This window comes from Corynebacterium sp. 401_CJEI (assembly GCF_001076435.1).
Taxonomy (GTDB): Bacteria; Actinomycetota; Actinomycetes; order Mycobacteriales; family Mycobacteriaceae; genus Corynebacterium; species Corynebacterium jeikeium_D.
On record NZ_JVIP01000023.1, the window covers coordinates 1 to 25,384 of the forward strand.

Annotated in this window: 21 protein-coding genes; 9 read left to right on the forward strand and 12 right to left on the reverse strand. The window is 57.9% G+C overall.

What is annotated here, in order from left to right:
* The 3 genes from ADM64_RS05760 to tkt all read right to left on the reverse strand — a co-directional run.
* A partial coding sequence (locus ADM64_RS05760) for a helix-turn-helix domain-containing protein (RefSeq protein WP_241486319.1) occupies positions 1-314 on the reverse strand: 314 nt, incomplete at its 3' end.
* Between the two features lie 137 nt (positions 315-451).
* Positions 452-1,567: a transaldolase gene (gene tal / locus ADM64_RS05765; protein ID WP_049193475.1), complete on the reverse strand. Its 1,116-nt coding sequence runs from the start codon at positions 1,565-1,567 to the stop codon at positions 452-454.
* A gap of 170 nt (positions 1,568-1,737) precedes the next feature.
* On the reverse strand, positions 1,738-3,837 hold the full coding sequence (gene tkt / locus ADM64_RS05770) for a transketolase (protein WP_049193476.1): 2,100 nt from the start codon (positions 3,835-3,837) through the stop codon (positions 1,738-1,740).
* 289 nt (positions 3,838-4,126) lie between these two features.
* Between tkt and ADM64_RS05775 the strand changes: the two genes are divergently transcribed.
* Positions 4,127-5,041, forward strand: coding sequence for a heme o synthase (locus ADM64_RS05775; protein WP_172954651.1), 915 nt, complete (start codon positions 4,127-4,129; stop codon positions 5,039-5,041).
* A gap of 382 nt (positions 5,042-5,423) precedes the next feature.
* On the opposite strand, the gene ADM64_RS05780 is transcribed toward ADM64_RS05775, so the two are convergent.
* From ADM64_RS05780 to mptB, 4 genes are all read right to left on the reverse strand, one after another.
* Positions 5,424-6,437 carry a COX15/CtaA family protein gene (locus ADM64_RS05780; RefSeq protein WP_016422745.1) on the reverse strand — a complete coding sequence of 338 codons (1,014 nt, stop codon included), beginning with the start codon at positions 6,435-6,437 and terminating at the stop codon, positions 5,424-5,426.
* Positions 6,438-6,530: 93 nt separating this feature from the next.
* Positions 6,531-7,334, reverse strand: a complete 804-nt coding sequence (locus tag ADM64_RS05785; protein WP_049193477.1) for an ABC transporter permease — start codon at positions 7,332-7,334, stop codon at positions 6,531-6,533.
* Entirely contained in the window at positions 7,334-8,302 is a 969-nt protein-coding gene (locus ADM64_RS05790) for an ABC transporter ATP-binding protein (RefSeq protein ID WP_049193479.1), read from the reverse strand. Before ADM64_RS05790 ends, ADM64_RS05785 begins: the two co-directional genes overlap by 1 nt.
* Before the next feature lie 25 nt (positions 8,303-8,327).
* Positions 8,328-10,067 carry a polyprenol phosphomannose-dependent alpha 1,6 mannosyltransferase MptB gene (gene mptB, locus ADM64_RS05795; protein WP_049193480.1) on the reverse strand — a complete coding sequence of 580 codons (1,740 nt, stop codon included), beginning with the start codon at positions 10,065-10,067 and terminating at the stop codon, positions 8,328-8,330.
* A 185-nt stretch (positions 10,068-10,252) separates the two neighbouring features.
* Between mptB and ADM64_RS05800 the strand changes: the two genes are divergently transcribed.
* The 7 genes from ADM64_RS05800 to ADM64_RS05830 all read left to right on the forward strand — a co-directional run bounded on the left by ADM64_RS05800 (position 10,253) and on the right by ADM64_RS05830 (position 16,703).
* Positions 10,253-10,951 carry a helix-turn-helix transcriptional regulator gene (locus tag ADM64_RS05800; RefSeq protein WP_048734176.1) on the forward strand — a complete coding sequence of 233 codons (699 nt, stop codon included), beginning with the start codon at positions 10,253-10,255 and terminating at the stop codon, positions 10,949-10,951.
* Entirely contained in the window at positions 10,948-12,414 is a 1,467-nt protein-coding gene (gene sufB / locus ADM64_RS05805) for a Fe-S cluster assembly protein SufB (protein WP_016422750.1), read from the forward strand. Before ADM64_RS05800 ends, sufB begins: the two co-directional genes overlap by 4 nt.
* 5 nt (positions 12,415-12,419) lie before the next feature.
* Positions 12,420-13,610, forward strand: a complete 1,191-nt coding sequence (gene sufD, locus ADM64_RS05810; RefSeq protein ID WP_016422751.1) for a Fe-S cluster assembly protein SufD — start codon at positions 12,420-12,422, stop codon at positions 13,608-13,610.
* A 92-nt stretch (positions 13,611-13,702) separates the two neighbouring features.
* Positions 13,703-14,464, forward strand: a complete 762-nt coding sequence (sufC, locus tag ADM64_RS05815) for a Fe-S cluster assembly ATPase SufC (RefSeq protein ID WP_049190726.1) — start codon at positions 13,703-13,705, stop codon at positions 14,462-14,464.
* Positions 14,457-15,710, forward strand: a complete 1,254-nt coding sequence (locus ADM64_RS05820; protein WP_049193482.1) for a cysteine desulfurase — start codon at positions 14,457-14,459, stop codon at positions 15,708-15,710. The genes sufC and ADM64_RS05820 overlap by 8 nt, the downstream gene beginning before the upstream one ends.
* Before the next feature lie 20 nt (positions 15,711-15,730).
* The gene (gene sufU / locus ADM64_RS05825; protein WP_016422754.1) at positions 15,731-16,246 is read left to right on the forward strand and encodes a Fe-S cluster assembly sulfur transfer protein SufU; all 516 of its coding nucleotides are present in this window, start codon (positions 15,731-15,733) and stop codon (positions 16,244-16,246) included.
* Positions 16,239-16,703: a metal-sulfur cluster assembly factor gene (locus tag ADM64_RS05830; RefSeq protein ID WP_016422755.1), complete on the forward strand. Its 465-nt coding sequence runs from the start codon at positions 16,239-16,241 to the stop codon at positions 16,701-16,703. Before sufU ends, ADM64_RS05830 begins: the two co-directional genes overlap by 8 nt.
* A gap of 404 nt (positions 16,704-17,107) precedes the next feature.
* Here the strand turns inward: ADM64_RS05830 and ADM64_RS05835 are convergent, their stop codons facing one another.
* Both ADM64_RS05835 and ADM64_RS05840 read right to left on the reverse strand, forming a co-directional pair.
* Positions 17,108-18,571 (reverse strand): amino acid permease, encoded by a 1,464-nt coding sequence (locus tag ADM64_RS05835; protein ID WP_049193483.1) that lies wholly within the window; start codon positions 18,569-18,571, stop codon positions 17,108-17,110.
* Between the two features lie 98 nt (positions 18,572-18,669).
* A complete protein-coding gene (locus ADM64_RS05840) occupies positions 18,670-19,878 on the reverse strand; it encodes a lycopene cyclase family protein (protein ID WP_049193485.1) in 1,209 nt (402 codons plus the stop codon).
* Between the two features lie 20 nt (positions 19,879-19,898).
* Here ADM64_RS05840 and ADM64_RS05845 point away from each other — a divergent pair, with 20 nt between their 5' ends.
* The gene (locus ADM64_RS05845) at positions 19,899-21,530 is read left to right on the forward strand and encodes an ABC-F family ATP-binding cassette domain-containing protein (RefSeq protein ID WP_038625400.1); all 1,632 of its coding nucleotides are present in this window, start codon (positions 19,899-19,901) and stop codon (positions 21,528-21,530) included.
* On the opposite strand, the gene ADM64_RS05850 is transcribed toward ADM64_RS05845, so the two are convergent.
* Genes ADM64_RS05850 through ADM64_RS05860 form a run of 3 tightly spaced genes read right to left on the reverse strand, consistent with a single transcriptional unit; the run spans position 21,527 to position 25,346 of the window.
* Positions 21,527-22,285, reverse strand: coding sequence for a response regulator transcription factor (locus ADM64_RS05850; RefSeq protein WP_224433497.1), 759 nt, complete (start codon positions 22,283-22,285; stop codon positions 21,527-21,529). The genes ADM64_RS05845 and ADM64_RS05850 overlap by 4 nt on opposite strands.
* A complete protein-coding gene (locus ADM64_RS05855; RefSeq protein WP_049170602.1) occupies positions 22,278-24,554 on the reverse strand; it encodes a sensor histidine kinase in 2,277 nt (758 codons plus the stop codon). The genes ADM64_RS05850 and ADM64_RS05855 overlap by 8 nt, the downstream gene beginning before the upstream one ends.
* Before the next feature lie 45 nt (positions 24,555-24,599).
* On the reverse strand, positions 24,600-25,346 hold the full coding sequence (locus tag ADM64_RS05860) for a glutamine amidotransferase (RefSeq protein WP_080969614.1): 747 nt from the start codon (positions 25,344-25,346) through the stop codon (positions 24,600-24,602).
* Between the last annotated feature and the right edge of the window lie 38 nt (positions 25,347-25,384).

The following is a 25,384-nucleotide window of genomic DNA, read 5'->3' on the forward strand; positions in this document are numbered from 1 at the left end:
TACACCGTGGTTGTGCACACCCCAGCCTGCGCGGCAATCTCGGCAACACTATATGAGCCGGCCATAAGCATCTCGTAGATCACGCGATGCTTATGCATCATCGAGACCTTCGGGTAGTGCGATTGGTGCTGGATCTCAATTCCGGCTTGTCGCGCCCACCGCCTGACAGTTGGTGAGGGTATCCCTAACTCACGTCCAACTGCGCTTGCTGATGCCCCGTTGGCGATGTGTTGAAGCGCAATCGGTTTGATGGCACTGTATTTCGTTCGGCGGGTTTGCTTCACTACTTCTCCTGGTCGAAAGTGGTGATGCATTCACCGCCTGAACCTACCGGCTATTTTTCGGGCCGTTTTTGACATAAACGCAGTCAGTAACTCGGATCGCCAGGCGACCTGCTGGCGCCAGCCAGAAACGCAGCCACTACCAACAGGCACCTAGATAATCAGCAGGCTTACTTCAGCTGCTCCATGCGCTGTGCAATCGACTCGAGCAAGGACTGCCAGGAGTCCACGAACTTCTCCACGCCCTCGCGCTCCAGGACAGCGAAGACGTCATCGAGGTCGATGCCAATCTCGCTGAGCTGAATCATAACGGCGTTGGCTGCGTCACCCTGGCCGCTGACGGCGTCGCGAACCTCGCCCTCGAAGCCCGCGGCAGCACGCAGCGTCTTCTCCGGCATGGTATTCACAGTCTGCGGTGCAGCCAGCTCAGTGACGTAGAGGGTGTCCGGGTAAGCCGGGTTCTTCACACCGGTCGAAGCCCACAGCAGGCGCTGCGGCTTAGCACCGGCGTTTTCCAGCTGTGCCCAGCGAATATTCTGCGCCGAGAAAGTCTCCTCGAACTTGGCGTAAGCTGCACGGGCATTGGCCAGACCAGCCTTGCCGCGCAGAGCCAGGGCCTCCTCGGAGCCGATCTTGTCCAGGCGAGCATCGATTTCGGTGTCAACGCGGGAAACAAACAGCGACGCAACAGAGTGAACCGAAGCCAGGTCTACGCCGTTGTCCTTCGCACGCTCAATGCCCTCGATGAACGCATCAATGACCTGCAGGTAGCGCTCCACCGAGAAAATCAGGGTGACGTTTACCGAGATTCCCTCGGACAGAGCCTGGGTGACAGCCGGCAGGGAAGCATCGGTCGCCGGAATCTTAATCATCGCGTTCTGCTTGCCGACGCGCTCCCAGAGCTTACGGGCCTGCGCAATCGTGGCCTCGTAGTTGTCGGCGTAGCGAGGATCGACCTCGATGGACACACGGCCATCGACACCGTCGGTTTCTTCGGATACACCAGCGAAAAGGTCACAGGCATCGCGGACGTCGTCGATTGCCATCGCGAACACAGCATCTGCCGGGTTCGCACCCTCTGCAGTGAGCTGCGCCAGCTGAGAGTCGTAATCCTCACCGGCGGTCATCGCCGAAGAGAAGATTGCCGGGTTAGTAGTGACACCGACAACCCGAAGCTCTTCAATAAGATTTTTCAAATCGCCCGAGGTGAGGCGCTGGCGCGAAAGATCGTCGAGCCACGCCGAAGTCCCTACCTTGGCGAGCGCTTCCATCGTGGTGTTTCCCATAGTGTTTAACGCCTTTCTGTCAATACCGCTTCGTTGCCTAAAGACTTCGCTAAAAGTTGTATGTCCTTAAACTACTGTGCGTCACAAACAATACTGGCGCTACCGGAGCGCGGTACGGTTTTCACAAATCCCGTCCCGACAACGGCCGATAGCGCCAGGTTTTAACAAACTTACTTAGCAGCCTCGATGGACTCCTTGGCGGCATCGACAACAGCCTCTGCTGTGATGCCGAACTTCTCGAACAGCTCCTTGTACGGAGCCGATGCACCGAAGTGCTCCAGGGAGACAGCGCGACCAGCATCACCCAGGTGGCGGTACCACGGCATTGCAATACCGGCCTCAACCGAGACACGAGCGCGGACGGACTTCGGCAGAACCTGCTCGCGGTAGGCATCGTCCTGCCGCTCGAACCAGTCAAGACACGGAACGGAGACAACGCGGGCGCTGACGCCTTCCTCAGCCAGCTTGTCAGCAGCTTCGACAGCGAGGTGAACTTCCGAACCGGTAGCCATCAGGATGACGTCCGGGGTCTCCTTGGCGCCGTCGACAAGCACGTACGCACCACGACGGACGCCCTCAGCGGCCTTCTCCTTGGTGCCTTCCAGGACCGGAACGTTCTGGCGGGTCAGAGCCAGAGCCTTCGGGCCTGCCTCGCCCTGAAGAACAGCGGCCCAAGCCTGAGCGGTCTCGTTCGCGTCAGCCGGGCGGACAGTGGACACACCCGGGATAGCGCGCAGCGAAGCCAGCTGTTCAACAGGCTGGTGCGTCGGACCGTCTTCGCCCAGACCAATGGAGTCGTGGGTCCAGACGTAAATAGGGGAGATGCCCATCAGCGATGCTAGGCGGACAGCCGGACGCATGTAGTCCGAGAAGATAAGGAAGGTGCCGCCGTACGGACGGGTGCCACCGTGGAGCAGAATGCCGTTGAGGATCGAGCCCATGGCGTGCTCACGGATACCGAAGTGCAGATTGCGGCCGTACGGGTCGGTGGTCCAGGTACCGGTGGTGATGGACTTCGGGCCGAAGGACGGCTCACCCTTCAGGACGGTGTTGTTGGAGCCAGCCAGGTCAGCCGAGCCACCCCACAGCTCCGGCAGGGTCTTGCCCAGTGCCTGCAGCGCGGCCTCAGAGGCCTTGCGGGTAGCAACGCCCTTCTCGTCCGGCTCCCAAGTCGGCAGCTCAGCGTCGAAGCCCTCCGGCAGCTCGCCAGCGGTCAGACGGTCCAGCAGAGCCTTGCGCTCCGGGTTAGCCGCAGCCCACTCGTCGAACTTGACCTGCCACTGTGCATGAGCCTCAGCACCGCGCTCAACTAGCTTGCGAGTGTGCTCAATGACCTCGTCAGCGACGTCAAAGCTCTTGTCGGTATCGAAGCCGAGAGCTTCCTTGATGCCGACAATCTCCTCGCCACCAAGAGCAGCACCGTGCGATGCGCCGGTGTTCATCTTCGTCGGAGCCGGGTAAGCGATCACAGTACGAACGCGAATGAAGGTCGGACGCTCCGTATCCTTCTTGGCCTCCTCGACAGCAGCCTCGAGTGCTGCGACGTCCTCGCCGCCGTCGACCTCAATGACCTGCCAGCCGTAAGCACGGTAGCGGTCCGCGACATTCTCGGTGAAAGCAATGGTGGTGTCGTCCTCGATGGAGATGCCGTTGTCATCCCAGAAGACAATCAGGTTGCCCAGCTGCTGAGTGCCGGCCAGCGAGCCGGCCTCGGCAGTGACACCCTCCTGAACGTCACCATCAGAAGCGATGACGTACACGTAGTGATCAAACGGAGACTCACCCGGAGCAGCTTCCGGGTCGAACAGCCCACGTTCCCGTCGCGAAGCCATGGCAAAACCGACAGCCGACGCCAGCCCCTGACCCAGCGGGCCAGTGGTGATTTCCACGCCGTCAGTGTGGCCGTACTCCGGGTGACCCGGGGTGAGAGCGTCCCACGTACGCAGCGCCTTCAGGTCATCGAGCTCCAGGCCAAAACCGCCGAGGTACAGCTGGACGTACTGCGTCAGAGAGGTGTGACCACAGGAGAGAATGAAACGGTCACGGCCAATCCACTTCGTATCCTTCGGGTCATGGCGCATAACGCGCTGGTAAAGAGAGTAAGCCAGCGGTGCGAGGCTCATCGCAGTGCCGGGGTGCCCCGAACCTGCCTTTTCAACGGCGTCTGCAGCCAGCACACGGGCCGTATCTACGGCCTTCGTATCCAAGTCAGACCAGTCCGAGGGGTAGTTGCGCACAACCCGTGCTTCATGCTCAGTCGACAGTGTCACGTGAATGACTCCTAGTATCCAAATGGATTAGTAAAATTCTCTTCCATACTAACTAGGATTGCGCGCTCCGGGTTCAAACCGGGCCGAATAGCTGAGAGATAAGTCTCAGAGGGCGCGCCGCACATGCTTTACGACGGTCATTATTGGAACCGTTATGATTACCGGTAAACTGATTGCCTGCCCCTCATTTAATTTTGCGGAAAAACTCGTCGGGAACTTTCCGACCGTTACATCCGACTATCTGTAAACGGGGGGTTTGTTTATGGCGCGTGAAAGGGACATTGCTTTGTTGGAAACAGTCAAGGCGTATATTGCACTGACTAAGCCAAGAATTATCGAGCTCCTGCTCGTCGCGGCCATTCCCGCAATGCTTCAGGCTGATCGCGGTCATGTTCACGTTGGACTGATTCTTCTCACCTTGTTCGGTGGTTGGTTGGGTGCCGCAGCTGCGCACACCTTCAACATGGTCATGGATTACGACATTGACCAGAAGATGCGCCGTACTCGCCGTCGCCCGCTCGCGCGCAACCAGGTTAGCCGTCGAGCGGCAGCGATTTTCGGCACTGTCTTGATGATTGCGTCGTTCCTATGGCTGTGGTTGCTGTGTAACTCGCTGCTGGCCGCCGTTTTCATTCTGATTACGATTGCCTTCTACATCTTCGTCTACACGTTGTGGCTGAAGCGCCGTACTGATCAGAACGTAATTTGGGGTGGCGCTGCGGGGTGTATGCCGGTGATGGTCGGCTGGGCCGTGATCACTGACAACAACCCGGAGATTACGGGGCTGGCTCACTGGTGGCAGGCATTCATCCTGTTCCTGCTTATCTTCTTCTGGACTCCGCCGCACACCTGGGCATTGGGCCTGCGCTACAAGGAGGACTACAAGGCCGCTGGCGTGCCGATGATGCCAGTGGTCAAGCCGGCAATCGTCGTTTCCAAGCGCATTATTTACTACACCGCCGCGACCGTGATTACCACTCTGCTGTTGGTTCCGTACGCGGGTTGGATCTATCTGATTGGCGCCGTTGGCGCTGGTGCCTGGTTCCTGTGGGGCGCCATTGACCTGCACCGCCACGTTAAGACCGGTGGCAAGATCAAGCCGATGAAGCTGTTCTTCATGTCGAACAACTACTTGTCTATCGTCTGTGTGGCGCTTTCTCTCGATGCCGTACTCGGATTGCAGACAATTTCGAGCATGTTCTAGGGCAGCTGCTGAGCTCCTTTGAAGAGGCCCTTTCCGGTTGCGGGAAGGGCCTCTTTTTGTGTGTGGAGATGGGCACAGGCTGCAAATGTGAAACTGTGCGAGTTTATGACACTTTCAGGCCATTTTTCGCGCGATTTCTGTCATAAACATAGTCAGTAACTCGGATCGATAGGTGGGCAGACCGCCCCCTTGCACCGCCCGCGCAGCCCGCACCGCCCGCGCAGCCCGCTAGCCACTGGGAAACGCACATCCGAGCGCACGGAGCCGAGCAGACAGCAGAACCGCCTAAACACGCACAACCAAAGCGCGTGTTTAGGCGGTTCGAGCAGGAATCAACGGCCGGTAACCACAGTCGTTAACACAGCCGCTGACCGGCAGCTAGCTACGCGGTAACCTCGACGTTCTTCTCCGAAGCAACAGTGGCGGCAGCCGCATCGCCTTCAAGCGAGCCAGTGACTTCTGCGCTCCCACCGACAGTGCGGTAACCGTGCTGGAAAAGTACTGCAGTCAAAGCGGTGCAGATACCAGATCCGGCAACGTGAACCGGCACCAATGCCTCCGGTACACCGGACCAATACTGAATCATTCCAACTACGCCCTGAGCCAAAATGAACACAACGAGTGCGATGGCAACCTTACGCACAGGTGCAAAGGCTTCCGAGGCCAGCAGACCGAAAATGAGGCCGATAACCAGGCCAAGGTAGAGGTACATAAAACCAGCGTGGATATGTGCCAGGTCAACAATCGGTAGCTGGAGGCGATCCTCCGGGAGCACCGAAGCATCTCCAGCGTGTGGTCCCGCACCGGTGACCATAGTTCCGGTAATCAGCGTCATCGTCAGGGCCAAGCCGGAGGCGGCAGCCAGATAGCGCAGATAGCGCGGGTACATGCGGGTAGCAGTGCCGTCGTCAGGCTCAGAAATCTTGACGAAAAGCATGCCAGCGAGCCAGACCAGAATCATCGAAGGCAGGAAGTGCAGCGCTACGGCGTACCACTTCAGGTCAACCCAAACGGAGATACCGCCGATAACAGCCTGGACGATAACGCCGAGACCGTTGAGGAAAGCCAGCAACTTGATTTCCTGTCGGCGACCGACACGCATAACCGACAGGAAGAGCAGAAGTGTCAGCGCAACCAGCACAAAGGTGAGCAGCCGGTTGCCAAACTCAATAATCTGATGGAGCATTTCTGCTTCCCCCGCGACAGGAACGAAGCTGCCTGGGTGACATTCAGGCCACGAAGCACAACCGAGACCTGAACCAGTAACACGGACGATAGAACCGGTTACCGCAATTGCCGCCTGTGCAATCAAAACCAGCAGGGCATAGAGCTTCTGGCGCCCGATTGGTGTCAGCGGCAAAAACGATAGGGGCAAACTTCGATCTGCAGTATTCACATTAAGAAATTCTACCCATGCTGGCGGAAAATGGTAATAAGCGAAACCCCTGCGTTGGGCTGCGCTTTTCTATGCAGATTCCCCGACAGATTCCTAGTCATTCGGCATATCAAAACGGAACCAGCGGGCCGCCAGTGCAGCGCCAAAGACACCCCACACAATCAGCACCCCGACAGCTGACCAATGGACGGACATGGCCAATGCCGCGGAGATCACGTCGGTAAGCGCGACGGACGGCAAGAGGTGTAGCAGTACAGAGCTGATGCCATCTAGCGACGGTGCGACGGCCACATAAGTAGTAGCACCAATGAGGATGAACCAAATCAGGTTAGCCAGACCTAGGATTAGCTCGGCTCCCAACGTACCTCCCATGAGCAAGCCCAATGAGGTAAAGACGAACGTTCCCAGAAGCATCCCCACATAAGCCAGCAGCCAGCCGCCAATCGACAGCTCTGCGCCAAGGGAGAGCCCCACGAGACTAAACAGTACGTACTGCAACGTGACGGTGGTGCAGACCGACACAATCTTGCCTGCGATAATGCCCCAGGGTGGCACGCCTGAGGCACCGATGCGCTTCAGGGCTCCGTAACGGCGGTCAAAGCCCACGGCAATTGCCTGTCCGGTAAACCCTGCAGACATGACGGAAATCGCCAGCACCATGGGGAAGATACGCTCGAGCGGATCATCGAGCTCCAACACCGGCACCATCACCAGGCCGATGAGCATCGCCAACGGGATAATGATGGTGAGGAGCATTTGCTCACCATGTCGCCAGAAGAGCTTCGTTTCCAACCACGCCTGCGACATGACCAACTTCGCCATGTCCGAACGCTGTGGCGCTGGGGCGAAAGTGCCCTTTGCAAAGCGGGAAGCATCGGCCCTCGGTGCGGTAGTCATTAGCTCCTCATCTCCGTTCCAGTGATCTGCAAGAAGACATCTTCAAGCGATTGCGTCGCCCTATTCAACGAGGTGATCAACACCTCTTGCTGCTCGCAACTCTGCGCCAAGACAGTCAAGGCGCGCGGTGAAGCCTCACCAATCAGGGAAAACTCTCCACCGCCAGAACGCTGCAGACGCTGTGGAAGACCGGACTCGCTGAAGTTGCGGTTGACCTCTTCGAAGTCAAGGCTGCCTCGAACGCTGATCTTCATAGCAGTGCTTGACGACGTTCCCTGGAGAGCCGATGCGCCTGCGCTAGTGATCTCCTCGGTGGTACCGGCCACAACTAAATGGCCCCGGTCGATAATCGCAACGTCGTCGGCAAGCGATTCGGCCTCGTCCATGAGGTGCGTTGTCAGGACCACGGTGACCCCATCACGGCGCAGCGACGAGATGAGATCCCAGACGGCTAGACGGGACTGAGCATCGAGGCCTGCTGTCGGCTCGTCGAGGAACACAAGCTCCGGGCGTCCGACCAGGGCACATGCAAGCGACAGTCGCTGCTGCTGACCGCCAGAGAGCCTGCGGTAGTTCGTCTTACGATGGCGTTCTAGGCCAACGACTTCAAGGAGCCAATCAGTGTCCAGCGGGTTTGCGGAGTAACTGGCAACGAGGTTCAGCATTTCGCCAACGCGAACACCGGGGTAGGCGCCTCCGCCCTGGAGCATGATGCCAATGCGGCTGCGCAGTGCTGTGGTTTGAGCGACCGGGTCGAGATCGAGAATGCGAATTCGCCCTTCATCCGGCTTGATGAAGCCCTCACACATTTCAACGGTTGTGGTCTTACCAGCACCGTTGGGGCCGAGGAGCGCAAGAACCCTACCTCGATCCAGGGAAAGCGAAAGGTCTGATACAGCCTCAACGTCATCGAATTTCTTCGTTACGTTCTCAAGGCGCAGAGCAGGAGAATTGGCAGCGTTATTCACGGTTAGTCAGTCTAATCTCACAGTTTTAATGAAGGCGAAATACCTTAGATCGCGTCGAGTACGCCAAGATGACGAACATGACTGCGACGAAGAATACCAACGCCAGTAGGTAAATCTGAGCGACGGTGCCCGGAGGCAACCCCAGGCCGCGTGGTAGTACTACAAAACTGAAAATTGCCGAGTACAGAACCACGGCAATGCGAAATTGTACCCGGTTGGCCCAAGCGGACAGGGGCACGATGGCCCATAGCAGGTACCAGGGGTGCACGACGGGGAAGAGGATTACTAGAGCGAACATCGCGAGGCCGTAGCCGCCGAGCGGGTGAATGCGCCCACGGAACGTCGCTAACAGCATGCGCAGGAGCCAGGCAGCCACCAGCACTACGCCAATGCCGCGGGTAAACAGCAAAGCACTGTCGCTGATATCGCCGAGCCCCAGAAGCCTGCCGAAGAAACCAGCGATGATCCCGAGCAGGGTAGTCAACGACATCCAACTGCGCACCGTTGCGGCGCCACCCTGCGCGGTGATCCAACCAAAGCCCAGACCAGTTGCTAAGGAAACAACGACTGCCGTGACGACGGTTATTGCGCCCGTCACTACCGCGGAAAGAGCAACGGCCTTCCAGGTGCTGCCAAACTTTCGGGCCAGCCACATGCCGGCAAAGCCGAGCGCCACGAAACCGGTGACTTTGACCATTCCGGCGAGGCTGATGAGCACGATACCGCCTGCATACAGCGCCCACGATCTACCTCGGCTTTGGTTCTCGTGTCCGATCGGTCCGGGTTCTGGCAGCTCATCGGGCACCATCGATTGCGCAGGGCCGTGGATAGCTCGCAGACACAGTTCGAGACCAACGAGCAGGAGAGCCAGCAGCAGGGCCTCATTGTGGATACCGCCCACCAGGTGCAGCAATACCAGCGGATTGAGCGTGCCCAGCCAGAGCGTGAACTGAGAGCTAACGCCGCAGCGGCGACCAAGCTGCACCAGCGCCCAGGACACCACGAGAAGCGAAACAATGGCGACGAGTCGATGCAGAAAGACGGAAGCGATCACCCCGTCGCTGGTTATTTTGGCGATACCCCATGCCACTGCGAGGGCTGTGGGGCCGTATGGGCTCGGAGAGTGCGACCAAATCAATGGCACCGATCGGGCAAGTGGGTCGTTGGCTCCCAATAGGTCAACAGGCCCTGCGAGGTAGGGATCCATACCCCGCTCCACAATTGCAGCCTGCGCCAAATAGGAATAGATATCCTGCGTAAACAGGGGAGCGGTAAACATCAAGGGCAATACCCATGCCGCGTAGGTGCGTATGAGCATCGGAGTAGTCACTGCGGTGACGCGAGTCCGCGCACCGGCCAGAACGAAAGCGCCGACACCCAACCAGGCTGTGACTAACATGCCAATGCCCACGAAGGTGACGATTGTCGTTGCCACCAACATTCGACCGAGGATTAGCCCAAGTGGTGTACCCCAAAACTCATTTCCAACCACCGGTGTCGCGCCTGCGCCGATCCCGGCGACCATAATAAAGACCGCCCCGAGAGCACCCAGCCAACGCAGCCAGGTGAAGCGTCGGAGTTCGCGGTAATTGATGCGGTGTTGGAGCGGCTGTTCTGAGCCCTGGTGGAGGGTTGCCGACCTAGAACCGGCCAGACCAATCTTCGGAATGGCGTCACGCACCCCGAGAGCGTCGTCGAAGGTGGACGAGCGGCGCGGGGTAGGTCGGTTAGTTTTCACAAGGTCACATAGTAGACGATTCGACACGCCGAAAGGGCGTTCTAATCAGCGACGTTGCATTGATATTTAAATGCGTTGGACATTGTGACCCAATTACGACACAATTATGTTGTCTAATACACCAGCGGCGCAAGTGGGATACTTGCCTCGCTGAGCCACCTAGACACCCATTATTATCCAGCAGTCCAATCGCAGGAGGTGACTCACCAGTCATGGCAGATCGGAAGCCGACAGTCAATGATGGTGATACGCGCAAGCGCATTCTCCAATTGCTTCTGGAACACAACCCGGCGTCCGCGACTTTTATCGCAGACACCCTGGGACTATCCGCTGCAGGCGTCCGCCGTCATATTGACATTCTGGTGGACGAAGGTCTTGCCGAAACCGCTCCGGCACCCAGCACCGGCCCCCGGGGCCGAGGCAGGCCAGCAAAGTCCTATCGCCTGACAGATCGGGGCCGCGCTAGATTCGGGCACGCTTACGACGATCTTGCCAGTGCAGCTCTGACCGCACTGCGCAAGGCCGGTGGTGAGCAGGCAGTTGCCCAGTTTGCCCGTCAGCGCATTGATGACATTCTGCTCGGCGTCACGCCAGTGGGGCAGGACGCAGAGAAGGAAGAGGTCGTAGAGGCCGTCGTCGATGCTTTCCGACGGGCCGGGTACGCGGCAACTATCAACCAGAACACTGGCGGCGTGCAAATTTGCCAGCACCATTGCCCAATTAGCCACGTAGCCTCCGAGTTTCCGGAGCTCTGCGCGGCGGAGCATGAAGCCGTTAGTAAATTATTAGGTCAGCACACCCAACCGTTGGCGACTATCGCTGATGGAAACGGTATCTGCACTACGAATATCCCACTCACTCCCGTAACAAAGACACTTACTGAATCGCCACAAGAAAGGAGCGGAGAATGACCCTCGCCCATGAGAACTCCACCGACGTGGCTGAATCCACGAAGGCTGCCACTCCGCAGACTGACGAAGAGATTATCGAGTCCATTGGTGCCTACCAGTTCGGTTGGCACGACCCGGATACCGCTGGCGCTTCCGCGAAGCGTGGCCTGTCTGAAGCGGTCGTTCGCGATATTTCGGCTAAGAAGAACGAGCCGGAGTGGATGCTTGAACGTCGCTTGAAGGCTTTGGAAATCTTCGACCGCAAGCCGCTGCCCACCTGGGGCGCGGATCTGTCGGGCATCGACTTCGACAACATTAAGTACTTCGTTCGCTCCACCGAGAAGCAGGCCCAGACCTGGGAAGACCTGCCGGAGGATATTAAGAACACCTACGACAAGCTCGGCATTCCGGAGGCTGAGAAGCAGCGCCTGGTCGCAGGTGTCGCCGCTCAGTACGAGTCTGAGGTTGTCTACCACCAGATTCGCGAGGATCTGGAGGCCCAGGGCGTTATCTTCCTGGACACCGACACCGCTCTCAAGGAGCACCCGGAGCTGTTTAAGGAGTACTTCGGCACCGTCATTCCGTCCGGTGACAACAAGTTCTCCGCTCTTAACACCGCAGTCTGGTCCGGCGGCTCCTTCATTTACGTGCCGAAGGGCGTCCACGTGGACATCCCGCTGCAGGCATACTTCCGTATCAACACGGAAAACATGGGACAGTTCGAGCGCACGCTCATTATTGTCGACGAAGATGCCTACGTGCACTACGTCGAGGGCTGTACCGCTCCGATTTACAAGTCCGACTCGCTGCACTCGGCTGTTGTGGAGATCATCGTGAAGAAGGGTGGCCGCTGCCGCTACACCACGATCCAGAACTGGTCGAACAACGTCTACAACCTGGTTACCAAGCGCACCAAGTGCGAAGAGGGCGCAACCATGGAGTGGATTGACGGCAACATCGGTTCCAAGGTCACCATGAAGTACCCGGCAGTGTGGATGACCGGTCCGCATGCCAAGGGCGAGGTGCTGTCCGTGGCTATGGCTGGCGAGGGCCAGTTCCAGGACACCGGCGCCAAGATGGTGCACATGGCTCCGCACACGAGCTCCAACATCGTGTCCAAGTCCGTGGCCCGCAACGGTGGCCGCGCTGCCTACCGCGGTCTGGTGCAGGTCAACAAGGGTGCCAAGCACTCGCACTCCAACGTCGAGTGTGACGCACTCCTGGTGGACACGATTTCACGTTCGGACACGTACCCATACGTGGATGTCCGCGAGGACGACGTCACCCTCGGCCACGAGGCAACGGTTTCCAAGGTCTCTGACGATCAGCTTTTCTACCTGATGAGTCGCGGCATCGAAGAAGAAGATGCAATGGCCATGGTCGTGCGCGGCTTTGTCGAGCCCATCGCCAAGGAGCTCCCGATGGAATACGCCCTCGAGCTCAACCGCCTCATTGAACTGCAGATGGAAGGTTCGGTCGGTTAATACCAATGACTACGACGATTAACAACGAAAACCAGGCTGCTCATAGCCGTCGCGTGCTGGCGAACAAGGGCGACGTTTTCTCATCCTTCAACGTGGAGGACTTCGCCGTGCCGCATGGCAAGGATGAAGAGTGGAAGTTCACGCCGCTGCGTAAGCTCCGCGGTCTCCACAACGGCACCGCAGCAGAGCCGGTTGCAGCCTCAATTTCGGTCGAGACTGCTGGTCAGGATGGCGTCGCTGTGGACGTCGTTAAGCGTGACGACGAGCGCCTTGGTCGCGCCGGCGCCCCAACGGACCGCGTGGCAGCACAGGCGTACTCCAACTTCGACGATGCGCACATCGTGACCTTCGCGAAGAACTCGGTGTCCAAGGAGCCTGTCGTCATCGACATCGATGGTCCGGGCGAGGACAAGGTGTCCTACGGCCACATTGTCATTGACGTGCAGTCTCACGCCGAGGCCGTCTGCGTCATTAACTACCGAGGCAGTGGCACGTTCGCGGACAACATCGAGTTCGTAATCGGCGACGGCGCCAAGCTGGGTGTCGTGACCATGGTGAACTGGAACGAAGATGCCGTTCATGGCTCTGCGCACCACGTTCGTGTCGGCCGGGATGCTACGCTGCGCCACACTGTCGCAACGTTTGGCGGCGAGGTTGTCCGTATCGTTCCGCGCGTTGCTTTCACGGCACCCGGCGGCGACGTCGATCTGCTGGGCGTGTACTTCGCCGATGCCGGTCAGTACTTTGAAAACCGCATGCTGGTCGACCACGCTGTGCCGAACTGCCGCTCCAACGTGATGTACAAGGGCGCGCTGCAGGGCGAGCCGAATGTCGCTCATCGTGAGGCCCGCACCGCGTGGGTGGGAGACGTGCTCATTCGTGCAGAAGCTACTGGCACCGACACCTACGAGCTCAACCGCAACCTGCTGCTCACCGAGGGCGCGCGTGCCGACGCAGTTCCGAACCTGGAGATTGAAACCGGTGAGATTGCCGGTGCTGGTCACGCTGCCACCGTTGGCCGCTTCGACGAGGAACAGCTCTTCTACCTGCTCTCGCGTGGTATTCCGGAGCTGGCCGCTCGCCGTCTGGTGGTTCGCGGCTTCTTCAGCGAGGTCATCAACCTGATTCCGGTCGAGTCCGTTCGCGAGAAGCTTGAAAAGCTCGTTGACGAAGAGCTCAACACCGCTGGCTTCTAACCGCTTATCTTCTTTCTCACCCTTTCCGTCCTGTCACCCCGGAAGTGCCGGGGGACAGGCCACTTACACCGATTAAAGGAAAAGATTTCACTATGAGCACTTTGGAAATCCGTAACCTCCACGCGCAGGTGCTGCCGACCGACGAGTCCGCCGAGCCCAAGGAGATTTTGAAGGGCGTCAACCTGACGATTAAATCCGGCGAAACCCACGCTGTGATGGGGCCGAACGGCTCTGGTAAGTCCACCCTGAGCTACACCATCGCAGGTCACCCGCGTTACGAAGTCACCGAGGGCGAGATTCTCCTCGACGGCGAAAACGTGCTGGAGATGAGCGTCGACGAGCGTGCTCGCGCTGGCCTCTTCCTGGCAATGCAGTACCCGGTCGAGGTCACCGGCGTGTCCATGTCCAACTTCCTGCGCTCTGCAGCGACCGCTGTCCGTGGCGAGGCACCGAAGCTGCGTCACTGGGTCAAGGAGGTCCGTGAGGCAATGGCTGACCTGGAGATCGATTCGTCGTTCTCCGAGCGCTCCGTCAACGAGGGCTTCTCCGGTGGCGAGAAGAAGCGTCACGAGATTCTGCAGCTCGACCTGCTGAAGCCGAAGTTCGCCATCCTGGACGAGACCGACTCCGGCCTGGACGTCGACGCTCTGCGCGTTGTCTCTGACGGCATTAACCGCTACCAGGACGAAAACGACGGCGGCATTCTGATCATTACTCACTACCAGCGCATCCTGAACTACGTGAAGCCGGACTTCGTCCACGTCTTCCACGATGGTCGCTTCATCACCTCCGGTGGCCCGGAGCTTGCAGACGAGCTGGAAGAGCACGGCTACGAGAAGTACATCAATGCCTAACGCCGAACTACTCACCCCATCACTCCGCGAGGACTTTCCGATTCTGTCGCGCACTGTCCGTGACGGAAAGCGGCTGGTCTACCTGGACTCCGGAGCGACCTCGCAGCGCCCCAAGCAAGTCATCGATGCTGAGGTGGAGTTCCTAACCCACCACAATGCACCGGTGCACCGCGGCGCTTACGAGATCGCTGAGGAGGCCACGGACGCCTACGAAGATGCCCGCGAAGCCATCGCTGGCTTCATCGGCGCCGACTATGACGAGCTGGTCTTCACCAAGAACGCCACCGAAGCGTTGAACACAGTGGCATTCGTGCTTGGCGACGACCGCGCAGGTCAGTACCAGGTCGGCGAAGGTGACGAGATTGTCGTCACCGAGCTGGAGCATCACGCGAACTTGGTGCCGTGGCAGGAGCTGGCTCGCCGCACCGGTGCGACACTTCGTTGGTATGGCGTGACTGAGGACGGCCGCATTGACGTGGACTCGCTGGAGCTCAGCGAGAAGACCAAAGTTGTGGCCTTTACCCATCAGTCAAACGTCACCGGTGCAGTAACCGATGTGAAGGAAATGGTGCGCCGTGCTCGCGAGGTCGGAGCGCTGGTAGTCCTCGATGCCTGCCAGTCGGTGCCGCATATGCCTGTCGACGTCAAGGAGCTCGATGTGGACTTCCTGGCGTTCTCCGGCCACAAGATGCTCGGCCCCAACGGGGTCGGCGCGCTCTACGGTCGCCGGGAACTGCTCGAGGCACTGCCGCCGTTCCTCACTGGTGGCTCGATGATTGAGGTCGTCACCATGGAGAAGACCACCTTCGCGGCGCCTCCGCAGCGCTTCGAGGCGGGTACCATGATGACCTCCCAGGTCGTCGGCCTGGGTGCTGCGGTGAAGTACCTGGATGCCATCGGTATGGATAAGGTAGCTGCTCATGAGCACCACCTGACCGCGCTCGCACTGGAGAAGCTGCAGGAAATTGATGGCGTGACCATCATCGGTCCGACTACTCCAGAACAGCGTGGCTCTGCAGTCTCCTTCAAGGTCGAGGGCATTCACCCGCACGATCTTGGCCAGGTTTTAGACGACCAGGGCGTGTGCATCCGCGTCGGTCACCATTGCGCGTGGCCAATTCACCAAATCCTCAACGCCCAGTCGACCGCCCGGGCATCCTTCTACATCTACAACACGGAAGAGGACGTTCAGGCGCTTGCCGACGCAGTGCGCCATGCACAGAAGTTCTTCGGTGTCACCCCGTAATTTTAAGAAAGGAGAAGGACATGAAGCTCGAGCAGATGTACCAGGAAGTTATCCTGGATCACTACAAGCATCCGCAGCATGCGGGTTTGCGGGAGCCTTTCAATACGGAAGTGCATCACGTCAACCCGTCGTGTGGCGATGAACTCACGCTTCGCGTCACTCTGAACGACGACCTCACCGTCGTCAATGACGTCTCCTATGACGCCGTGGGCTGTTCTATCTCGCAAGCCTCTACCTCAGTTATGGCTGAGGAGATTGTCGGCAAGACTGTCGACGAGGCCATGGCCAAGCTTGCCGAGTTCGAGAAGATGGTCACCTCCCGAGGCAAGATTGAGGGCGATGAGGACATTATCGGCGATGGGATTGCCTTCGCTGGAGTTTCTAAGTACCCCGCCCGCGTGAAGTGCGCACTTCTCGGATGGAAAGCTTTCCAGGCCGCAACCGCTGAGGCCCTGGCCAACGCTGCTGAAGGCAACGGCGTTGGTACCGCGACTGTAACCGTTACCAATGACGAGGAAGGCCATCGCCATGACTGAACCAATCGCTAATGACGCCACCTCGCCCGCACAGCCTGATGCTGTCGACGAGGACACCATGACTACTGGTGCTCCCATTGATGAGGGGGATGCGTACGAGTCCATCACCGTCCCGCCGGCACCGGAGCAGACCGAAGCCGATAACAAGCTGGCCATCCAGGTTGAAGAGGCAATGTACGAGGTTGTTGATCCGGAACTCGGAGTCAACGTCGTGGACCTGGGCCTGGTATATGACATCTGGATTGAAGAAGGCGACATTGCCGCTATCTTCATGACACTCACGTCCCCGGCCTGCCCGCTGACCGATATGCTCACCGACCAGACTGCCTCCGAGGTTATGAAGGTCGAGGGTATCCGCGACTTCCGCCTCAACTGGGTCTGGTCCCCGGCATGGGGCCCACACATGATCACTGAGGACGGCCGCGAGCAGATGCGCGCTCTCGGCTTCTCGGTCTAGATGATCAGTGACAGCGGTGATTAGGGAACCGCTACGTTAAAAGTGCTTGGCGACGAGCTCCTGGCTCGTTCAGCTAGGCACTTTTTCGTTTGTTTTTGAGTTGCTGACTGCGTTTATGGCCGGGATCGGTAGGGCGATGCGAGTTACTGACTGCATTTATGTCAAAAATGGCTCAAAAAATGGCCTGAAAGCGTCATAAAATTGCACAGTTTCACATCTGCAGCCCGTATTCACACGAGCATCCCCGCAATTTTTTCGAGCTGTCCGACTCGGAGCTAAAAACGACCCCACCTGGCGCTGAAAAGTGCCAAGCGGGGTCGCTATTGTCTTCGACTGCTAATCCAAGTTGTGAGAGTTAGATGCGAGATGCATAGCTACTCGCATCTATTCACAGCTCTTCGCAGCTATTCGCGACTCATGTCTGCGGTGGCCGGGTCAACGAGCTTGGAGCCCGTGACCTTCTTATGGATGAACCACAGCAGGACGAATACCGGAATACCCAGGTACGGAGTGAGGATAGCAAAGATATTTTCGCCAGTACGGATCGGATCAAGTGCCTGTCCTGCCACCACAAAGAAGCACATAATCAGTGCCAGCACAGCACCGGCGGGGAAAAAGTTCGCCTTGTAGGGAAGCGAATCCAACGGGATATTTTGGGCTTTCAGACACTTGCGGAAGCGGTAGTGGCTGAAAGAGATACCAAACCAGGTGATAAAGCCCGCGAGCGCAGACAGCGTCAGCAAGAAGGTGTACGCCACACCATCGCCTACCAATGAGGTAATGAAGCCAGCCATACCGATGACAGCGGTGGCAATCAGAGCGCGCAGCGGAACGCCATGCCCAGAAAGCTTGCCAAAGTAACGCGGAGCGTGTCCCTGACGGGCCAGGGAAAACAGCATACGAGTGGACACATACATACCGGAGTTACCCGCGGACAACACCGAAGTCAGAATGACAGCGTTCATCAGGCCAGCGGCAATCGCGATACCTGCGCGTTCAAAGACCAGGGTGAACGGTGAAATGGAAATATTGTCCTCGGCGGCATTCAGAAGATTCGGGTCCGTGTACGCAATAAGGAAACCAATAACAGCGATGGCACCGATGTAGAACAGCAAGATACGCCAGAAGATAGTGCGAATCGCGCGGGGAATCGTGCGCTCAGGATCTTCAGCCTCACCTGCTGCTACACCAACCATCTCGGTGCCCTGGAAGGAATAGCCAGCTACGACGAAAACGGCCAGCAGTCCCATTCCGCCATTGACGAATGGGGCGTCGCCCGTGGTCCAGTTTTCGAAGCCGGGGGAGGCCCCACCCAAGATGCCGAAAATCATGCCGACACCAAGAACGAGGAAGACGATGACGGTAATGACCTTGATGGTCGCAAACCAAAACTCACCCTCGCCGAATGCACGTGCGGACAGGGCATTCAGCCCGAATAGAATCGCGAGGAAGAGCGCGGACCAGATGATTGAAGGCACATCCGGGAACCAATAGCGCATCACCAGCGCAGCAGCGACGAGCTCTGCGGCCACAGTAATCGCCCAGTTAAACCAGTAGTTCCAGCCCATGGCAAAGCCGAAGGATTCTGAGACGTATCGGCGACCGTACTCCTGGAAGGAACCGGGCACCGGCAGGTAAGCGGCCATCTCGCCGAGAGACTGCATAACCAGCCACACCATGATGCCGATAAGAGCGTAAGCGATAAGCGCACCGCCTGGACCGGCCTGCGAAATGGTCGCACCGGAGGCAACAAACAGGCCCGTACCAATGGCACCACCAATGGCAATCATGTTCAGGTGGCGAGCTCTCAGCCTGCGCTGAAGCTTATGGTTTTGTGAGGAAGTCTCCTCAGATTGCGTCGAAGTCATTCATTTATCATAAGCGTTTGTACTCCGGTGAATGCAAAAACCACACCGCTTTAATTGTTGGTATCACCCCACAAATCGGCTGATGTATATGCTCCCGGTCAACGAGTTCTCCATCTCCCAGGTCCCCGCACAAACCCAGCGATGAGCTTTCCGCACGTACGCGGACTCATTTTCAGCAAAGGCACGGCCACTTTCGCCATAGCGCGAAGCGTCGTCAGTGGGGATGTCCCTATCAAATAGGCAAAAACGTCCTTCTCCGGCAACGAAAAGAACGCCCGGAAAAACGCACCCGTCTGTCGTGCATCGAACCCCAGCAACGCCGCGAGCCCACGTTCGCGTAGCCATCGCTGCAATCGCATGCTTAACGACGTCCCCAGCGTCCGGCTTCCCTTCTTTTCCATATCGGCCAAGAAGCGGTCGACATCTTCGATAACCGAACCCACCGAGTAACCAGTGGCAGGATGCATCCAACCACCAGCAAAGCCGAAGAGAGTGCCCATGGATGGTCCACTGTGCGTCACGTCACCGCGGCGAGAGGGAAGGTTTGCCAGTAGGGGAAAGGACACGACTTCTTCGTCGATGGCCAGATCTTCCGAAAGCCCCAGGGACTTCAACCGTACACTTTGGCGTCTACGCAACAGCGCTAGAAGTACGGAGTCATCGGCCTCACCGCCGCTGCCGACTGGCGCACCGGCTTCGCCACGATACCCGTCAACCATAGGAGTCGGAGTAGCGAGGATAGTCTCTTCAATGAGGAAGGTCCTGTCATCCAAGAGAATGCGATAGGAGAAACTAGCCGGCTCTGTCGCTGGGGCAACCGGTTCGGCCGGAGTGAAGTCCATGAGGACTGCGCGGCGGTGGGCGCTGGGGACGTCGTCAAGCGAAAAGATGTGCCCGATGGCGAGCTGCCGTACCTGCCCACCTCGCCCGACTGCGGCGTGCGTGCGCCCGGTGGTGACAATTGTGATGTCAGTACCCGTGGTTTCGGAATCGGTGAGTGCGCGGCGTTCGATGTGGAAACCGCCAAGTTCTTGCAGGCAGTCCTTGTTAACAACGCCGTAGTTGCGGGCAAGCTGACGTTCGGTGCCGTCGGCAAGAATGACGCTGGGTTGAAAAGTGGCGGCGAGGAAGTCGCTGGGCAACCAGTCGGGGAGTTGGTCGCACCAGAGACCAATCGTCGAGGGCAGTGTGCCACCGGCTGGGTCATAAGCGGTGACATCCCAGCCGCGAGCGGATGCACGGTGGGCGGCGATTCTTCCGGCGGGCCCGAGGCCGACGACGGAGGCGGTCACGGGAAATGAAGTCATAACTGGTAGGCTACTCGTTCGTGATTGTGACCCATGACCTTGAAGTCCGAGTCGGCGCCCGTACCCTGCTCACTGCTCCGGGTGAGCAGCTGCGCGTCCAGCCGGGAGACCGGATTGGACTCGTCGGGCGAAATGGTGCTGGCAAAACGACGACTATGCGTATTCTCTCCGGTGAAACTGAACCCTATGGCGGTTCAGTAGTGCGCTCTGGCTCGATTGGTTACCTGCCACAGGACTCGCGCGAGGGCAACATCGACATCTCCGCCCGCGACCGTGTGCTGTCGGCGCGAGGTCTTGACCAAATCCGCCGCAGCATGGATCGCCAACAGGAGATCATGGAGACCGCGACCACTGACACGAAACGCGATGCGGCGATTCGGAAGTTTTCGCGTCTCGAGGAGCGCTACCACGACCTCGGCGGCTACGAGGCGAACGCCGAGGCAGCCCGCATTTGCGACGCGCTGGGGTTGCCGGAGCGCGTACTCGACCAGCCGCTGAAGACGCTTTCGGGTGGTCAGCGCCGCCGCGTCGAGCTTGCGCAGATTCTCTTCGCCGCTACCGAAGGCTCGGGCAAGTCCGCCACGACGCTGCTTCTCGACGAACCGACGAACCACCTCGATGCGGATTCGATTACCTGGCTGCGCGAATTCCTCAGTAAGCATGAGGGCGGCTTGATTATGATTTCGCACGATGTCGAGCTGCTCGAGGCCGTGTGTAACAAAGTCTGGTTCCTCGATGCGGTGCGCGCCGAAGCTGATGTGTACAACATGGGCTGGAAGAACTACCTGTCGGCACGCGCGACCGATGAGGCTCGACGTCGCCGTGAGTTCGCTAACGCGGAGAAGAAAGCCAGCGCACTGCGCAAGCAGGCCGAGAAGCTAGGCGCGAAGGCGACGAAGGCCCGTGCGGCCAAGCAGATGGTGGCTCGTGCTGAGCGCATGATGGACAGTCTCGACGAAGTCCGCGTCGAGGATAAGGTCGCCCACATTTCCTTCCCCGAGCCGGCGCCCTGTGGCAAGACTCCGCTCAACGCCACGGGACTGACCAAGATGTATGGCTCGTTGGAGGTCTTCGCCGGTGTTGATCTTGCGATTGACAAGGGTTCCCGCGTGGTTGTCCTCGGCTTCAATGGTGCTGGTAAGACGACGCTGCTGAAGCTACTCGCCGGTGTGGAGCGCACCGATGGCGAAGGCGGCATTGTCTCCGGCCACGGCCTGCGCATCGGCTACTTCGCCCAGGAGCACGACACGATTGATCCGGACAAGACTGTCTGGGAAAACACCGTCTACGCCTGCCCTGACGTCAACGAGCCGGAGCTGCGGAGCCTGCTCGGTGCCTTTATGTTCTCCGGCGACAAGCTGCAGCAGCCAGCGGGAACCCTCTCCGGTGGTGAGAAGACGCGTCTGGCGCTGGCGACGCTGGTTAGCTCCCGCGCAAACGTCCTGCTTCTCGACGAGCCCACTAACAACCTCGACCCGCAGTCCCGCGAACAGGTTCTCGATGCACTTCGCACTTACACCGGGGCCGTCGTTCTGGTTACCCACGATCCAGGTGCGGTCAAGGCGCTAGAGCCCGAGCGCGTCATCGTGCTTCCCGACGGCACCGAAGACCTCTGGAGCGACGACTACATGGAAATCGTCGAGCTGGCTTAAGACGGATCCATTGGCCCTGGCAGGTAACCGTCCTGCTGAGCGAGCCTATACATCTCCGACTTGTTAAGGCTGTTCTCGGCCCGGCCAGCTGCCGCATACTTGGCTCGAATACGACCCAAGTAGTCCAACACGGTGTTCGGTGTCAGCCCTGTCATCGACGCGACTCGCTTCGTCGACTCACCGGAGGCGTAAAGCTCCAGTACCTCACGCTGGCGTTCTGACAAATCGACAGAGTCGAGCAGGGGATCAGAGTCAACTACCGATGCCCATTCTGTAGTCAGCGCACCCTTGCCAAGTGCCGCCAGCCGTACTGCAGACACGATTGTCTCCGGGGTTTCCGATTTTTGCACAACCCCCATCACTCCGGTACGCACTGCCTTTCGGACAAGGTATGGGCTTTCAGCTGACGAGAGGATGAGCACGTGATCGGTAACCAATTCCAGCGACAGAACGTTCTGCGCTGGATCTGAATTATCCGCCAGCCGTAGATCCAGCACGACCACATCCAGGCGGTCATCGGTGCCCACATCGGCCAGTAGCTCCGGCACAGTTTGATAACAGCCGACGAGCTCAAAGTCTGGCTCTGCAGAAAGCAGGGTTTCGAGCCCCTGCAGAGTCAAGGCATGATCATCAATCGCAGCAACGCGAAGCAAACGATCCGACTGCACGCTGTAATCTCCGATGTTGTCGGAGTCAATTGCAGCCGAGACGTCGATGGAAGCATTGCTCATTCCCGCAATATTCTCCCTAGTCACGTGACATCACTATCCTCTCACCGGCTTCATCAAACCTTTGCACTCCATTGTCATCAGAAATAGATGCAAATGCACGTCTGCCCGGGGGCAATAGGCGAATTGTTACCGATCCTTCTTCGGCGTTATCGATTGCTTCGAGGAAGTTCGGCATCAACTTGGCCACCGCGGAATCGTCGTCGACAAGCGGAATACGGCGCACATCGGTGCTATCGGAAACGGCCTGCGTGTGATTGCGGTCATCGAGGAGCCGGACATGAACACCTCTTGCGCGGGCGTCCCAAACAGCTTGGTGAAGGGACCCAACATTTAGATGCGGCGAACGTAGGACGTCTCGGAGAAGCTGCTCTGTAAGCCGCGCACGCAACTGCAGTCGCGGGGTCGGTTCTTCCAAAACTGCAGCGGCGCTAAAAATGGGGCCGACCCGGCGCTGCAGCCATTCGTAGTTACTCTGGCTGCTAATTTCGTACTCTTTGGCGGCCCCGGCAGCGTACAGCGCACGATTATAATCCTGAATAGACTGCGGAACGGTGCGCATAAAAAAGCGGACCATGATGGACGTCAAAATTCCCGCGACCAACATCACGGAGCGAACTAACAGGTCAACTCCAGAGATACTGATGTGGGTCGTATCCGAGGGGGCAAAGGGGAAGAACTTGAGAAGCTCCACCATGATCGCGCCACCGAGCACTGAATTCAGCGCAACCCAGGGGCGGCCGCGGATGGAGAGCAATGCAGATGCAAAAGAAATTAAGCTAAAGTGCCAGAAATACGACCATTCCAAATTATTTGGAATGGGCTGGTAGAGCCCCACCACAGCTAATACAACGATCGCGACACCAGTTACGATTGCACGGGCTAACGGCAATTGTGAATGGCGGCCATACATAATCAGCCCGAGAAGGCCGATCGCTAATGCCAGACTGATTTGCCCGGCCGCGGTAAATAATTGTCCATTACTGACTAGAACCATGAACAACACGCCGACGATCGCGCCGTAGAACTGCCAGGAAAAAACAATTGACATTCCCATGAGGTCATACAGCGATGTCGTGTGAGCGGAGGAATCGACTACATCTTCCTCTTCCACAGGAGAGGTATTACCGTGCCATTTGAGAATAACCTGAGTACCTTTCCCAGGCTTTGAATTAACGAGAGCATCTCCACCGCGAAGGGCCTCCATTCGCCCTTTAACGCTCAACCGGATACCTGCACGATGCGGGTCAATTCCCTCGGGGTCGAACCCGGTGCCATCGTCACGAAAATCAATGGACACCTCTCCCGAGGCAACACGAATGTGGCATTTCTTTTCCGCTGCGGCACCTGCGTGACGCTTGGCATTATTTGCCACCTCGGTTGCGGCTAATAGGAACGTGTTAGCAACTTCTCCTGGCAGCCGAACTGGACCGCCTTCTTCGCTGGTGTCTAGCGTTACCGAAATGTCGGGGCTCACCGACATCAATTGCGCCCGTACAGCCTCAGCAAAAGCTCTACCGCTTACTGTTTGCCGAGGCGAGAAAAACAGCCCAGTCTGCTCGTCTAGCGAGAAGTCAATCTTAGAGCCCTTACCGATTGCAGACAGTGCGGCCAATACATAGTCATGGACATAGGCGTTGAAGCTGCTCATCGCCTCGCCGCGGACACGCATACGCTCCGCTCTCTCATTGACCTTCCGAGAGTTCTCGTAGGTGAAGTCAATAAGCCTTGCGACGGGTTGTGCAGAGCCTGCAATAATCACAAATGGAAAAGTGTTGATGAGATTGAAACCAACATCCGACAACATGTCGAGCCAAAAAGTGTGTCCCAGCAACCACGAATTAATGACCGCAATAAGTCCGGGAACAAATACCATCACGGACAAACTGATGTGGAGTGGCACTGTCAGAGCAAATGCAGCGAGGGCTAAACCTGAAAATGGGCTATACCAGAGCGCATTTCCAACGAGGTTATGAGGGAGATCCCAATAGGTTGAAACCAACATCAGGAAAACCAACATGATGTACATCGGCACACGCAGTGCGGTAATAAGGCCTCGCCGCGTATTATTAATCACAGCCCAAATCAACAACATATCGCTGAGAATGAATATGAGCAGTGATGCAAAAGGGAACCAGTGGCTCAGAAAGTTTTCAAAGGGGACAGAACGAACAGCCGATTCAACCTGCCACAAAAAGCCGGTGACGGCAATAATAATCGCGCCGGATCGCAGCACAGACATTTCAATTGATGGTGACTGTCCGGCAAGTGCCGAATCGGGATTCCACCTCTCCATGCGACAATCACATTCCTTTTGCTTATTGCCACTAGATAAAACTAATTAGTCTCTACATGCGGTATGGAGCCGAGCGAAATTCTGAAGAATACGCCCACTTCGAGCAACATCCAACTGTCGCGCGGCCGACACCGCTTTAAGATCTGTTCCTGGTAAATAGTAGCCCTCATTTGCGTAAATCTGGAGACGCTGGGCAAATGTGTTGGCATCTAATTCCGGGTGAAACTGCGTCGCATATGCATTGCGGCCCAACCGAAACATCTGTACGGGGCAGTCCTTACCAGTTGCCAACAACGTAGCGTCGCCAGGCAGTTCTTCGATGGCCTCCTTGTGGCCGACGATGGCGTGAAAGTGGGCCGGTAAACCATCAAGAATTGGATCTGATTCGCCATCTGGAGTTGCAGCTACTTCGATTACAGCTGCCTGCTCCCCGTGCTTGCGGGAGACACGGCCATGGCCAGCAGTACCGAGCAGGCCGACGCCATAACAAGCTCCGAAGAAGGGGAAGTCTCGTTCGAGCACTTCTGCCAACAAATCCTCGAACCAGGTCTCGACTTCCTTCTGTAGATAGCTCTTATCGTCATCAGAGGCGTTAAAGGGTCCTCCGCCAACGATTACGCCCGAGTAGTTATCTAGATTCAGATTCCCCGGACGAGACTGTTCCAGGCGAATTTGATGCAACTTTGCCGGCGCCAATGCACACCTCCTGGCAAATGAGAGATGTTCAGCGTGAGCTGCGGCATCTTCGCCGCGTGTGGAAAGCAAGAGGAAGGGCTTGGCGGAGGTAGACATTTGCGGGAACAGATTTCGTGAAAAAGGGAGCTAGAGGG

Excerpts from the sequence above, each read along its gene's own strand:
- ADM64_RS05840 (WP_049193485.1), bottom strand. The coding sequence starts at position 19,878 with ATGACTTCATTTCCCGTGACCGCCTCCGTCGTCGGCCTCGGGCCCGCC.
- sufC (WP_049190726.1), top strand. The coding sequence starts at position 13,703 with ATGAGCACTTTGGAAATCCGTAACCTCCACGCGCAGGTGCTGCCGACC.
- sufB (WP_016422750.1), top strand. The coding sequence starts at position 10,948 with ATGACCCTCGCCCATGAGAACTCCACCGACGTGGCTGAATCCACGAAG.
- sufU (WP_016422754.1), top strand. The coding sequence starts at position 15,731 with ATGAAGCTCGAGCAGATGTACCAGGAAGTTATCCTGGATCACTACAAG.
- tal (WP_049193475.1), bottom strand. The coding sequence starts at position 1,567 with ATGGGAAACACCACGATGGAAGCGCTCGCCAAGGTAGGGACTTCGGCG.
- ADM64_RS05860 (WP_080969614.1), bottom strand. The coding sequence starts at position 25,346 with ATGTCTACCTCCGCCAAGCCCTTCCTCTTGCTTTCCACACGCGGCGAA.
- ADM64_RS05800 (WP_048734176.1), top strand. The coding sequence starts at position 10,253 with ATGGCAGATCGGAAGCCGACAGTCAATGATGGTGATACGCGCAAGCGC.
- ADM64_RS05820 (WP_049193482.1), top strand. The coding sequence starts at position 14,457 with ATGCCTAACGCCGAACTACTCACCCCATCACTCCGCGAGGACTTTCCG.
- ADM64_RS05835 (WP_049193483.1), bottom strand. The coding sequence starts at position 18,571 with ATGACTTCGACGCAATCTGAGGAGACTTCCTCACAAAACCATAAGCTT.
- ADM64_RS05855 (WP_049170602.1), bottom strand. The coding sequence starts at position 24,554 with ATGGAGAGGTGGAATCCCGATTCGGCACTTGCCGGACAGTCACCATCA.
- sufD (WP_016422751.1), top strand. The coding sequence starts at position 12,420 with ATGACTACGACGATTAACAACGAAAACCAGGCTGCTCATAGCCGTCGC.
- ADM64_RS05785 (WP_049193477.1), bottom strand. The coding sequence starts at position 7,334 with ATGACTACCGCACCGAGGGCCGATGCTTCCCGCTTTGCAAAGGGCACT.
- ADM64_RS05830 (WP_016422755.1), top strand. The coding sequence starts at position 16,239 with ATGACTGAACCAATCGCTAATGACGCCACCTCGCCCGCACAGCCTGAT.